The sequence below is a fragment of the Limimaricola variabilis genome, assembly GCF_034371605.1.
Classification (GTDB): domain Bacteria; phylum Pseudomonadota; class Alphaproteobacteria; order Rhodobacterales; family Rhodobacteraceae; genus Limimaricola; species Limimaricola variabilis.
Genome location: NZ_CP139693.1, coordinates 99,456 through 111,415 on the forward strand (window position 1 = coordinate 99,456; position 11,960 = coordinate 111,415).

The 11,960-nt window shown below is 62.3% G+C and carries 11 protein-coding genes and 1 pseudogene; 8 read left to right on the plus strand and 4 right to left on the minus strand.

Annotated features, from left to right (window positions below; all coding sequences use genetic code 11):
* The first annotated feature begins 432 nt into the window (after positions 1-432).
* The 3 genes from T8T21_RS17735 to T8T21_RS17745 all read left to right on the plus strand — a co-directional run bounded on the left by T8T21_RS17735 (position 433) and on the right by T8T21_RS17745 (position 2,413).
* The gene (locus tag T8T21_RS17735) at positions 433-1,335 is read left to right on the plus strand and encodes an AEC family transporter (protein ID WP_322337992.1); all 903 of its coding nucleotides are present in this window, start codon (positions 433-435) and stop codon (positions 1,333-1,335) included.
* A 524-nt stretch (positions 1,336-1,859) separates the two neighbouring features.
* Complete coding sequence (locus T8T21_RS17740) at positions 1,860-2,201, plus strand: hypothetical protein (protein WP_322337993.1); 342 nt, start codon at positions 1,860-1,862, stop codon at positions 2,199-2,201.
* Positions 2,198-2,413, plus strand: a complete 216-nt coding sequence (locus T8T21_RS17745; protein WP_322337994.1) for a hypothetical protein — start codon at positions 2,198-2,200, stop codon at positions 2,411-2,413. Before T8T21_RS17740 ends, T8T21_RS17745 begins: the two co-directional genes overlap by 4 nt.
* A 1,289-nt stretch (positions 2,414-3,702) precedes the next feature.
* On the opposite strand, the gene T8T21_RS17750 is transcribed toward T8T21_RS17745, so the two are convergent.
* From T8T21_RS17750 to T8T21_RS17760, 3 genes are read right to left on the minus strand one after another with little or no spacing between them, the layout of a single operon-like run.
* Positions 3,703-4,554, minus strand: a complete 852-nt coding sequence (locus tag T8T21_RS17750) for a TniQ family protein (protein ID WP_322337995.1) — start codon at positions 4,552-4,554, stop codon at positions 3,703-3,705.
* Positions 4,491-5,372, minus strand: a complete 882-nt coding sequence (locus T8T21_RS17755) for a TniB family NTP-binding protein (RefSeq protein ID WP_038147410.1) — start codon at positions 5,370-5,372, stop codon at positions 4,491-4,493. The genes T8T21_RS17750 and T8T21_RS17755 overlap by 64 nt, the downstream gene beginning before the upstream one ends.
* A 1-nt stretch (position 5,373) precedes the next feature.
* Positions 5,374-6,378, minus strand: a complete 1,005-nt coding sequence (locus tag T8T21_RS17760; protein ID WP_407660150.1) for a Mu transposase C-terminal domain-containing protein — start codon at positions 6,376-6,378, stop codon at positions 5,374-5,376.
* Positions 6,379-6,558: 180 nt separating this feature from the next.
* On the opposite strand from T8T21_RS17760, the gene tnpA reads away from it, so the two are divergent.
* The 3 genes from tnpA (at position 6,559) to tnpC (ending at position 8,938) form a co-directional block, all read left to right on the plus strand.
* A complete protein-coding gene (gene tnpA / locus T8T21_RS17765; RefSeq protein ID WP_322336876.1) occupies positions 6,559-6,933 on the plus strand; it encodes an IS66-like element accessory protein TnpA in 375 nt (124 codons plus the stop codon).
* Positions 6,930-7,277, plus strand: a complete 348-nt coding sequence (gene tnpB, locus T8T21_RS17770; protein WP_322336875.1) for an IS66 family insertion sequence element accessory protein TnpB — start codon at positions 6,930-6,932, stop codon at positions 7,275-7,277. The genes tnpA and tnpB overlap by 4 nt, the downstream gene beginning before the upstream one ends.
* 62 nt (positions 7,278-7,339) lie before the next feature.
* Positions 7,340-8,938 carry an IS66 family transposase gene (gene tnpC, locus T8T21_RS17775; protein ID WP_322336874.1) on the plus strand — a complete coding sequence of 533 codons (1,599 nt, stop codon included), beginning with the start codon at positions 7,340-7,342 and terminating at the stop codon, positions 8,936-8,938.
* Here the strand turns inward: tnpC and T8T21_RS17780 are convergent.
* Positions 8,935-9,519, minus strand: coding sequence for a DNA-binding domain-containing protein (locus T8T21_RS17780; RefSeq protein ID WP_322337996.1), 585 nt, complete (start codon positions 9,517-9,519; stop codon positions 8,935-8,937). The two genes, tnpC and T8T21_RS17780, sit on opposite strands and share 4 nt — an antisense overlap.
* A gap of 144 nt (positions 9,520-9,663) precedes the next feature.
* Between T8T21_RS17780 and T8T21_RS17785 the strand changes: the two are divergent.
* Positions 9,664-10,148: pseudogene (locus T8T21_RS17785) on the plus strand (IS5 family transposase); the annotation flags it as partial.
* Positions 10,149-10,226: 78 nt separating this feature from the next.
* Positions 10,227-11,738, plus strand: a complete 1,512-nt coding sequence (locus T8T21_RS17790; RefSeq protein ID WP_235940238.1) for a hypothetical protein — start codon at positions 10,227-10,229, stop codon at positions 11,736-11,738.
* Positions 11,739-11,960: the final 222 nt, after the last annotated feature.

The following is an 11,960-nucleotide window of genomic DNA, read 5'->3' on the forward strand; positions in this document are numbered from 1 at the left end:
GCCCTGGCCCAGGGCGTCATTGAGGCTCGAATACCGCACGTGACTTCGGCTTTGGCCATGCTGGGTGTGACCCGCCCAGCATGGTCCTGTCCGCTTCAGTTTCTGTCCATTGAACCCCCCACAAAAATCGGACTACGTAGAATTGGATGACGGCGACTGGTCGACCGGCTCCTAGCTGCAATCTGCCCCCCGTCGCGAACTTCTGCTCCGAGGCCCTGTCATTCGATGCTGCGCGGTAAGCGGATGTCTGATTTTGGAGCGGCCGATACTGTGGCCCCCGTCGTGCGTCCGCAGGACGAAAACTACCGCGCCCATCCTGGCGAGCCGGTCCTTCCACGCTGTCCCGACAGCCGCTAACACAGGTCGGATGATGGCCCACCGCGCCATCGCCTTCGGCCCGACATGGCGTCAGGCGCAGGACACGGGGCCGACATGCTTCTGATCTCGATCTGGCCGATCTTCGCGCTGATCTGTCTGGGACACGCCCTTGTCCGCAGCGGATTTCCGGGGCCGGGCTTCTGGCCCATGGCGGATCGGCTGAACTACTTCCTGCTGTTCCCGGCGCTGCTCGTCTCCAGCCTCGCCGAAGCGCCTGTGGACGATCCCGGATTCCTTAGACTGGGCGGGACCGCGATTGTAACGATCCTGATCGCTGCGGGCTTCGTGGCGCTGCTGCCGCGTGTCCGCCCGCTGCCCGCCGCCCGCTTCGGCCCGGTCCTGCAAGGCGTGATCCGGTTCAACACTTATCTCGGGCTTTCCACCCTCGCGTTGCTGTCCGGCGCCCCGGCGATCGAGCGCGCGGCGATCTACCTCGCCATCGCGGTGCCGCTCGTGAACCTCCTGTCGATCCTCGCCTTGGGCGAAAAGGGCGGGTCGCTGTCGCTGGTGGCACGCACGGTGCTGCGAAACCCGCTGATCCTTGCTTGCCTTAGCGGCTTCGGGTTGGCGCTGAGCGGGATCGGCCTGCCGCTCGGGACCGGCAGCTTCGTGGCGCTGATGGGACAGGCCAGCCTGCCGCTGGGGCTGCTCTGCGTCGGTGCGGCCCTGACGCCCACTTCGCTGCGCGGGGATTGGGCTGCCTTGGCGGGCATCGGCGCGGCGCGGCTGCTCGCCATGCCGGTCCTCGCCGGGGCGGTGGGTCATGCCTTCGGACTGTCTGAGGTCGAGATCATGGTGCTCGTCGTGTTCTCAGCGGTGCCCACAGCCCCGACCGCCTATGCACTGACGCGCCAGATGAACGGGGACGCGACCCTGATGGCCGGCATCGTGACGACCCAGACGCTGGCGGTGATCGCGACCTTGCCGCTCGTGCTACTGGTCATCGGGGTACAGTGAGGGGTGCGCCCGATCCTCGCCGCCATAAGGCCACTGCAGGCCGGTCGCCATCACGCCAACAAGCGCTTATAAGACAACCTTCATCACATTCTCCGATCAAAACTTGACGATCCACAAACCTTACCCAAAGAAGATTATCGACACTGCGAAAACAACTTGAAGGCATCAGATGCTGTGGTTTCAGGGGCACTGCGGACCGGCTCGACCGCAAGGCGGTGCAGGCTACCGCATCGGGGCAACCCATCGGATACCTTCCGAGGCATTTGGCTGATGACTTCCATACCGCAATGAGGGCAAACGGCACTGTGAGAGCGGCCGCGGATGGGAAGATATGCGGTGGCAGGCTGCACCTTGGAACTGGCGAGAAACAGAATTGCCGGGTCAAGGTTTTCATGAAATGGCCCCTGGAAGGGGAAGTCCGTTGAGTGCCACCGCTACGTCGACTGGTCGGCTGGAGATGCAAGCGCATATGCTTTCAAACTGCGTCCGAAACGGCCTCGTGCAGACAGCGAGGCGCAGAGGAAATGATTGAAACGGGCAGGGTCGCATTTATTGCCGGGGCTTCCATCGCCGTAGGAGGAATAATCGTCTATCTGGGCGGTCTCGGCATGACATGTCCGTTCGCCTTGATGGCTATCGGGCCGCTCCTGGTGACAGGCTTCCATCTATCTTTGCAACCTCTGTTTCGAGGCCATCGGACGCAGCCCTACAGGCCACCTGTTGTCTTCGCGGGTGCGATCGTCTTTCCTGTCCTGGGGGCCGCGATCTTGCATTGGCGCCTCTGCGACCCGCTGATTGCCATGACCCTGCTGACGCTAGGGCCTGCTATCGCCCTGGGACAAAGCTGGAGCCAAGATGAAGGATGACCGCTGACCGACCATTACCCGCCGAACAAACTGCGACCAGGGAAGCTGCGATTGAAGTAGCCGAATGTATCGCCGAAACCCTTGATCTGTCGCTGAGCGATCGCCTCTATATCGCTTTGGCCTTGGAAGCGAGCGCAGGAAAAGCCAGTTCAAATCCTGAATATGCCCTCTTGGCATGCATGGTGGCTTCGCAGATGAGGGAAGAAAACTGACGACCGGACGGCTCTGGAGGCCATCGCGTGCTGCGCTTTCGATTGACGTCCTCGACCGCTCCCGCGCCGATCGGGTCTGGCCGATCACGGTGCTGAACTGTCCGTGGCGCTGCCTTCTGTTTTCGAGGGGCGGAAACTGTGAAAGCGTCGAGGGCGACGATAGTTGAGACGTGACGTGCCGCCCGTTACAGACCGTAACGCTCCAGTAGTTTTGCGATCTGCCGGTCCTGCTCGGCATCCGGCAACAATCGGGCTGCCGGCTCCCGCCGACCGCCGCGCCGTCTCCGCAGGCCCAGTGAACGAGTTTTGACTGCGCCGCTCCACGTTCCCGGCGCGGGCCAACCAGTCCCGGTCGCGGCAAAAATGCGCTGCGTCCACCAATCACAGCTTCTCTCGCCGTAGGAGCGCTATTCTGGCCGCCGACCTCGAGTTCCATTAAGCGCTCGGCCGCAGGGCCGAGCACCTCGCGCAGAAGATCTACGTCGCCGTTCTTCTCGACGAGCTCTCTCAGGTTCCTCATGGGTTTGATCATCGAAGTATTCCCTCGGTTCAGGCTGGCTCTCACAACCCGACCCTACCGAAGAACCGATGGTCGCCTCAGCTACACCACTCCGTGGGATACGATTTAGACCGGCAAATCCCCTACAGGATGTACGTTTTGCTTTTCATGTGCCCAAGAGTGTAGGCGCCTTGCGCTTACACTCCTGATAATCGTGGGTTGCCGAGCGGAGCAGAAATTCAGTTCAGGCGCGTCTAAACTTCTCCCCCATACCGGTCGAACATACCCATTCCAAAGATGTGCAATACCATGCAACAGGATAGGTATATCCAACGCGATCAAGCCGGGCATCGTGCCGGCGTGACTTAGTCCTCTCGGGAGGTGAGGAGTGAGCCACATGCATTATGGGCCCAATGCGCCACCGGCTTGCGCCGATGTGGCCAGAAAAAAGTCCAGATGTTTGGGAGGGGTAGGCTCAGAGCTGACAGATCAGCTCTGAGCCTTTCACCGGGCTTTACCATCCCGGTGAACCTACCGCCGATGGCAGGTCGGCCCGCAGACCTTCAAGGGACATATCATAGGGGGTACCGGGTCGGCGGTGACCCGCAGAACCCCAGCTGTCATGCCCTCGCCTCCATTCCATCCCACCGAACCGGCTGACCATATGCGCGGCACCGGCGACCGCTAGAGGCGAGAGTTGCAACAAGCCAGGGCGCACTCGCCTCCCAAGAGCGGCTGTCGCGTTGCCCTTTAATCTGAGACGCGACGCGTTCGGCGACAATTTTTGCCCTTAATTGTGAGATACGGCTGTCATGGGGCCCCTGTTTCTCGCGCACCTTTGCGCTATGTGATCAACCGCGGCAAGCAATCGAGGCTCCTTCTCGAAGGCGCGCAAGAGAGCAACCCTTGCATAGTCGTCGATGCTTTTGCTGACGATGGCTGCCTTAGCCAAGGGATGAGATCGAGCGGCGGCGATTGCGGCGAGGCAGAACAGCCTAACTTCCGATCTGGGGTTCTGGACAGCGAACGACGGATCCCCGCGGAAGGTTTTGAGTGACATGGCAAAGGTGACTGCGCGCATTGCGCGCCGAAGTTGCTTGGGGCCGCGCGAGCGCGCGGCGCACTCAAGCATCTCTGCCCCGCGGCGCGCTCGGTATATCAGTTTTCCAGATATTTGTTCCTCACGGAGTTTGCCAAGGGTCTGCACAAGTCTCGTCCCGCAAACTTGGCAGTCAAATGCCCAGGCCCGCCTCCAATGCCTGAGCGAAAGACCCTCTCTGGCGCATTGCATGCAATGCTGGAATGGCATCTGAGCCGTCAGCGAGGCTTCTCGTGGCGTCATTGCCGGAAAGGTCAAAGATCGAACAACATCTGGGTTAATCCGTGCGGCGTTGGCAATCTTCGCCGCCGCAGCCGCGTCGACGTTGAAGTCCAAGGCGGTGCCATGCGCGGTATCGATTCTGAGATGAGCCAGTAGTTCCGCATCATCACAGTAGTTGGCCGCCGCCAGCCGAGACAACCAACCTGACAACAACTCGTCTGGCAGCGGCGCGACAGTCTTGGGCAGCGGGTGCGGCTTCACACCCGGGACTTCTGGAGCCGCCGATGGGGGTTCGCATGGCGCGACCAAACCGGCGTCCATTTTGCGATTGCGTCATCGGTGATGCATTCCTCGCCTGTGATAATGGCGTCGATGGAAAGATCCTTGACCAGAGCGAAGATGCGCGAGGTCACCCCACCGGTCAGTGCCAAGACCTGCTTGAGAGATTTGACCTTCAGGTTGGACTTCTTTTCCAGTGGCATGGCAGCAATAAGGGTCTGGATCATGTCCGAGAACTCGGCATCGTCGCGCCAGTTTGGCAGATGATGTTCGTCCAGCCGTCGGGCAAGCTGGATATCACCGCGAATAGCATCGACGGCCTCGCTGACCCCAAGGCAGACCAGTGACACCTCGAGTTCATTGCTGAGATACCGCAGGACATTGAGAAATCGGCGCTGTTCGCGGTGGGTCCCGGCCAAGAGATTGTGGACCTCGTCGATCATGATCATCCGCAGGCCAAGGTCGCGTAAGAGCGCGATGACACGGACTTCGAGGGAAGCCACATTTTGAGCGCGGGCGCTAAGAGCCGTCGCCGGGGCGCCGACGGCGGCCAGGATGTGCAGGTAAAACCGCCGTTCATCAGGTGCGGGCGGCGCTTGCAACAGCAGAAGCGGTGTGCGGGTGATGCCCGACGCCGGATCGTATTCTGGTGCGTACTTGCGCGACAGGTTTCGGGCAATCATCGTCTTTCCGATCCCGGAGGCGCCATGCACAAGAAGCCCAGGCATACGGGTTTGTCGTGGCGCTTCGATCATGCCCTGCAAGCGGTCCAACACCTGTTCCGCCCGAGGAAAGCCGATCCAGATATCCGATTGAATGAGGGCGATCCGGCCGTCTTCTTCAGTTGTCCCTGCCCTCAATTCACCATCTCTCCACCTTGAACAATGGGCGCGATGTATCACCCGTATCGATCGGGCGCAGCCCTTCGGTTGTCGAGACGGCCGAGTTCGTGCCCTTCAATGTCCCTTTTCTTTCACGGGTTCTGCGTTCGGCCTTCGTCAGGCCCCGGCTTTCAGCTTCGATCTGGCGTTGCTGTCGGATCAGCTCAGCCAGCACCAGCTCATTAGACCCGGACTTGCCAAGGGCACGGGCCTTCCTCATCGCTTCGCGATATTCCCAGAGCGAGACGGGCGGAATTTCCAGGTTTCTGTACCGCGCCTCAACATACCGGCCATCGTCCAGTTCGACCCAGATCATTGAGATATCGCGAGGATCGTAGCGAACGACCACCTTTCCATCCCCGCGCCCAATGTGGCCTGCAAGGGCATCGGACCAGTACCTTATCTGGAACAGATGGATGCCGTCACGCCTGATCTTGCGCAGTTCACTCGGCAGGAAGCTCACCTGAAAGGCTTCCATCTCGAAGGGGATGTCGCCTGTCATTTGCTCTGAGAGCGCCTCCCATTTGGCAACGGGCGTGCAGCCAAGACTTGAATGAATGCTGTTGTTGTAACGGCAGATTTCCAGAGCAAACCAGCGATCGAATTCGCTCAACGTCATCGTGGCCTTGCTTTCGGCGTCATAGTCGCCCTTTGCCGCGATCGAGGATTGCGTTGTTCCCGGCAACAGGTGAACGGCCCCCATCATGGTGCCGATCAACCGTTCGATGTGACCACCGAAGTGAGGACTTGCTGGCGGTCGATAGACCAGATCGATCCCCCAATCCGCACAGGCCGACCGAAAGGCGCGCGACCGGAAATCGCGACCGTTATCGACGTGGATGCTGTGCGGTTTGCCCTGTGCCGGCCAAGGAACATCGCACGCCAATTCCGCAAGAAGTTCCTCCTTGAGGGCCACCGCCTGTGTCAGGCAAAGCGCCACTGACAGACGCGAAGGTGCCTCGAGAGAGGTGTAATATCCGGTCACCATCCGCGTTGCGACGTCGATCGCCAGCGTGACCCAAGGCCGCCCAATTGGTTTGCGTTCAAAGCCGTCGACAAGAATGATGGTAACCGCCCGATTGAGACCGCCTGCCTGACTGGGGCTCTCTGATCTAAGACACGTGCATAACGGCGTCGTTAACGACGTGTCTTATCTGGAGGGGCCATGCTGGGCGAAGTTCTGGGCGTCGAGCGGCGCCGTCGATGGAGCGATGACGAGAAGCTCGAGATCCTCTCGGAGGTCGGCATTGGCGGTGCGACGGTGACGCAGGTCGCGCAGCGCCACGAGCTCACCCGGTCGCAGATCTATGGGTGGCGTCGGGATCTGAAGAAGAAAGGGCTATGGTCGCCGGATCGCGGAACTGTCTTCCTTCCGGTGGACTTCGATGCGCCCCCGGAACCTGCCTGCGCATCCGTATCCGCCCCCTCGCGGCCGGTCCTGATCGAACTGCGGCTGAGCAACGGGCGGTGCCTGAGGTTCGACAGCAGCATGGATGATGACGCGCTGACCCGGCTGATCCGGGCGGTGGAGGCGGCATGATCGGGCCCGGAACGGGGGTGCGGGTCTATCTGGCCTGCGGCGTCACCGACATGAGGAAGGGCATCGCCGGTCTCTCCGCCATCGCACAGGATGTCCTGCGCCAGAAGCCCGCAAGCGGCGCGGTCTTCGCGTTCCGAGGGCGCCGGGGCGATCGTCTGAAGCTGCTCTACTGGGATGGCCAAGGTTTCTGCCTCTACTACAAGGTGCTCGAACGCGGCCGCTTTCCCTGGCCTGGTGCCGAGGGTGGTGCTGCCCGGCTCACCTCTGCGCAGCTGGCGATGCTCTGGGAAGGCATCGATTGGCGGCGTCCGGACTGGGGTGCGCCGCCGGCCCGCGTCGGGTAGTTTGTCCTGCTCAAGTCCCTTGTTTCATTGGCCATTCCGAATGCCGCATGGTATCTGTCGGCATGTCCGAAGACGCCGACATTCTCTCCGATGACCCTGCCGTCCTGAAGGCGATGATAGCCGCGCTTCAGGCGGAGAATGCGCGCATGTCGGCCACGCTTCAGGCCCATGAGCAGCTGGTCCAAGCCCTGCGCTTGCGGATCGCCAGGCTCCAGAAGCAGGCTTTCGGCAAGTCCTCGGAGAAGATCGAACGAGAGATCGCCCAGCTCGAGCTCGCGCTGGAAGACCTGCTGGTCGCGGCCGCCGAGCAGCGCAGCGAGCCGGTCGACGAAGAGGACGAGGAGCCTCTGGCCGCTGATCCCGGGACCGCTGAACTGCGCCCCCGTCGCAGGCCACGGGTGTCCGACGCCACTCCCCGCGAACGTCGCGAGCTCGACCCCGGCACCTGCTGTCCCGATTGCGGCGGCGACCTCCGCGTGGTCGGCGAGGATGTGAGCGAGTTGCTCGACATGGTCGCGGCGCAGATGAAGGTGATCCAGATCGCGCGGCTGAAGAAATCCTGTCGCCGGTGTGAGAAGATGGTGCAGCCCGCTGCCCCGAGCCGTCCGATCCCTGGCAGCATGGCGGGGCCGGGTCTGCTGGCGCATGTGCTGGTCTCCAAGTTCGATGACCACCTGCCGCTCTATCGCCTCAACGAGATCTACGCCCGCATGGGTGCGGACGTGCCCGACAGCACGCTGCTGGACTGGTGCGGCAGGGCCATGAAGGTGCTCGAGCCGATCATCGACAGGATCGAGGCCGAAGTCATGGCCGCGTCGGTCCTGCACGCCGACGACACGCCGATCCGCGTTCTGGACCGGTCCCGCCGCGACCGGGGCTTGGGCAAGGGGGTCAAGCAGGGACGGATCTGGGCCTATGTCTCGGACCAGAGACCTTGGGCCGGCGCGGCCCCGCCCGGCGTGGTCTACCGCTTCTCACCGGACCGGAAAGGAGAGCATCCCCGGCGGCACCTCCAAGGTAGTGCTGGCATCCTTCAAGCGGATGCCTATGCGGGCTTCGGCCAGCTCTACGAGCAACGCGCGGACGGTAGCAGCCAGTTCCGCGAGGCCGCCTGCTGGGCACACCTGCGGCGCGACTTCCACGACGTCTGGGAGACCACGAAGTCCGAGATCGCGCGGGAGGCACTCGACCGGATCGGGAAGCTTTACGATGTCGAACGAGAGATCGCCGGCCAGTCCGCCGAGATGCGCAAGGCCGCGCGGCAGCGGCATTCCAAACCTATGGTCGACGCCTTCAAGGCGTGGGCCGAAACCCAGCTGCTTCGTATTCCCGGCAAGGGCGACCTCGCCAAGGCGTTCCGTTACGGGCTGTCCCGCTGGCCGTCCTTCGAGCTGTTCCTCGAGGACGGACGCATCGGCATCGACAACAACCCGGCCGAGCGCGCCATGCGCCCGATCGGCATCGGAAGGAAGAACTGGCTCTTTGCCGGCTCGGACAGCGGCGGAGAGACCCTTGCCCGTGCCATGACGCTCATCGAGACCGCGAAGATGAATGGGCTGGACCCGCAGGCTTGGCTCGCCGACGTGCTCGAGCGCATCCACGATCACAAGATCAATCGGCTCGCCGAATTGCTCCCGTGGAGATGGGCGCCCGACGCCTAAGCCGCGGTCTCAATCGGGCGGTTACGAATGATGTCCGCCGGTGTATGATCAATTTGGACGATCTCCAGTGGCATACTGGCCTTGTTCTCACCTGTGACCGGCGCAAATTTCTGGCGGGCCGCCTTTGCGCCCTCTCGTGCCTTCGCAACTTCGCGGGCACCCATCGCATCCAGACGACGCTGAACCGTTCGCCGTGTCGGCGGTTGCAAGCCCTCCTGCCAGCAAGCGTTGCGGATTTCTGTCACGACGCGCGACAAGCTCGAACGCTCCCGGCGCAAGAAATAGCGGCGAAGGTGCTCCTCGATTACCGCTTCGACTTTGCTGGATATTAACATCGTCCCGGTCGGGCGGCCCCGTTTCCGCGGAGCCAGAGCGCTGGTGCGCCCACCCTCTTCCGCCAACCGTTTCATCCAACGCCAGACCGTCGCCCTGCTGACACCAAGCTCCCAAACGGCGTCATTGATGCCACGTTCCAGGCTGCCAGTCCCATTGAGATATGCCTGAACAAGAGGGCGCAGCACCGCGGCCCTGCGCGCCTCTTCAGCACCAACGGCAACGGAGTCTTCGCCATCATCATTCATCGATATTTGCCGCAAATGTCTGTGAACCCTGTCTCAGGTTTAAGGGCAAAAATATCAGAATTAAAGGCAAAATCTCATATTTAAGGGCAAAGCTCAGCCGTTGATTTCGTTGGATTTCCCATCTCACAATTAAGGGCTACGCGACACCTTGGGATCGATGAAGAAACGTTGGAGATCCGGGCCGTCGAAGTCACCGGGAGCCACATCGGTGATGCGCCCATCCTACCCACCTTCTCGACCAAATCCCGCAGGACCAGGAAATCGGTAGCGTTACGGCTGATGGCGCCTACGACACGCGCAAATGCCACGATGCGATTGCAGATCGCGGTGCCCATGCCGTCATCCCGCCCCGCAAGAACGCGAAGCCCTGGAAGACGATCACCGCCGGAGCCGTGGCGCGAAATGAGGCCCTGCGCGCGGCGAAATACCTGGGCCGCGCGCTCTGGCGACGATGGAGTGGATACCACCGCCGAAGCCGCGTCGAGACAAAGATGCATTGTATCAAGTTGCTGGGCCAGCGGCTCATGGCACGGGACTTCGATCGACAGGTCGCCGAACTCCAGGTCCGCATCGCCGTCCTGAACGGCTACACCGCGCTCGGAATACCCGTCACGGAAGCTGTGGGATAAGTCCGTCCGGGGAAAGGGGAACCTCGGCCTTAAGCCGATTTGTGCATCAGAGCCCTTGACACTAATAATTAGCTATCTATGTTTTTTCCCGGCGATGGTTCCCCGGAAGAGGAGCCGGATTTCATCGCTGCATCAAACTGGAGGAAATTCATGTCACGGACAGCCAATTTGGCCGGCCCGCGTTCGCGGACCGGAATGGTGGTGCTTTGCCTCGCTCTGACCGCGGGCTTCGCCCCGCTCGCGTCGGCGCAGGAGCAGCCCGCCTTCAACGAACATGCGGGAACCCTGCCGGACGGGACGGCATGGCTGATCCGCGTGCCCGAGAACTGGAATGGTCGACTACTCAGGGATCTGGATTTCGCCAGCAACGTTTCGGTCGCGTCAGCGGTCCAGCGGTATGACGACCTGCTCGGTCGTGGCTATGCCTTCGCCGGGCTCGCCCGGCACCCGCTGCGCCTGTGGCAATACGATCCGCAGCGTGAAATCCTGAATCTACAAGCTGTTCAGGACATTTTCACGGACCTGGAGCGCGCTCCTGACATGGTGCTGCAATACGGCTGTTCTGGCGGAGGGCTCGACAGCCTCGCTTCGGCCGAGGATTACCCGGACAGGATCGACGGTGCCGCCGTGCTTGCCGCCCATACGCCGGTCTGGATCATGAGCAGTTTCCTGGATGGCTGGTTCGCCATGCAGACCCTGCTGGGCGAAAGCTATGAGGCCGCTGGGCACGGTCCGGCCAGCGATCTCGCCATCGTCGGCCTGCCCAATGCCGGAGCGGGTGGCGAGCGCAGCCTTGACGCGATCCGTGCGTCCTGGATGGCCGCCATCGAAACGGCGGGCGAAAGCCCGGAGGGCCGCGCGCGGCTGGCGCTTGCCTTCGCCATCGGACAGTGGTCGCCGTGGATGGTCGAGGGGACCGAACTACCCGACACCGCGGATGCCGGCGCCATGGCCGACATGATCGTGGCCTCGGCGCTGCGCATCGGCGGTAATGTTGGCGGGTCCTCGCGGCTTCTGTTCGAAAACGCCGCATCGGGGCAGCAACTTTCCGGGAACGAGGGGGTCGACTATGCCGCCTTCTACCAGAATGCCGCACCCGCGATGGCGCGGACGGTTGAGGCGCTCTACGAACAGGCCGGTTTGGACCTTCAGGCCGACATTGCCAGGATCGACGCCGCCCCCCGCATCGCGGCCTCGGATTATGCGCGCGATTTCTGGGCCGCAGACGGGCGCACGACGACCGGCGATCTGCAGGTTCCGGCGATCCGCATCCACATGCTGGGCGACTGGGCCATTCCCTACACGCTGATGGAAGGCTACGGCGCGCTGGTGCAGGAGCAGGGTACCGGCGATCTGTATCGGCAGTCGCTGGTCCAGGGCACGGGCCATTGCGAGTTCACGGCTGCCGAAAGCACGGCCATCGTCGAGACCCTGGTCGAACGGATCGAAACGGGCGCCTGGCCCGAGACATCGCCCGAGGCGCTGAACGCCGCAGCCGAGGCGCTGGAAACCGGGAGCGCCCCCCGGTTCATCGAACACGGTGATTGGCGCGTGGCAGCCTATAACCGGCCCTGGGTTCCGGCAGAATGAGCCGATGGGGAACTGGCGCTGCGCCGGTTCCCCCACAGGTCCGGTGGCGCAAGTCATTGGTGGACCGTCGCCAACGCGCAGTGGGCATCTCTGGCGAGGGCAAGTGTTCCCATGTCTGGACGACCCCTGCTGCGCAAGCTGGGAATTGACGCGCCTATGCCGAAAGCAGTCATGTCTACGGCCTTTGTGGTGCGGTCTAGCCGCTGGCCCAGATGAAGTCCG

What these genes read in the sequence shown, in the direction of transcription:
- tnpB (WP_322336875.1), top strand. Translation starts at nt 6,930, where the DNA reads ATGATCGGGCCCGGAACGGGGGTGCGGGTCTATCTGGCCTGCGGCGTC.
- T8T21_RS17745 (WP_322337994.1), top strand. Translation starts at nt 2,198, where the DNA reads ATGACCGCTGACCGACCATTACCCGCCGAACAAACTGCGACCAGGGAA.
- T8T21_RS17750 (WP_322337995.1), bottom strand. Translation starts at nt 4,554, where the DNA reads ATGGACGCCGGTTTGGTCGCGCCATGCGAACCCCCATCGGCGGCTCCA.
- T8T21_RS17735 (WP_322337992.1), top strand. Translation starts at nt 433, where the DNA reads ATGCTTCTGATCTCGATCTGGCCGATCTTCGCGCTGATCTGTCTGGGA.
- T8T21_RS17740 (WP_322337993.1), top strand. Translation starts at nt 1,860, where the DNA reads ATGATTGAAACGGGCAGGGTCGCATTTATTGCCGGGGCTTCCATCGCC.
- T8T21_RS17790 (WP_235940238.1), top strand. Translation starts at nt 10,227, where the DNA reads ATGTTTTTTCCCGGCGATGGTTCCCCGGAAGAGGAGCCGGATTTCATC.
- T8T21_RS17780 (WP_322337996.1), bottom strand. Translation starts at nt 9,519, where the DNA reads ATGAATGATGATGGCGAAGACTCCGTTGCCGTTGGTGCTGAAGAGGCG.
- tnpA (WP_322336876.1), top strand. Translation starts at nt 6,559, where the DNA reads ATGCTGGGCGAAGTTCTGGGCGTCGAGCGGCGCCGTCGATGGAGCGAT.
- tnpC (WP_322336874.1), top strand. Translation starts at nt 7,340, where the DNA reads ATGTCCGAAGACGCCGACATTCTCTCCGATGACCCTGCCGTCCTGAAG.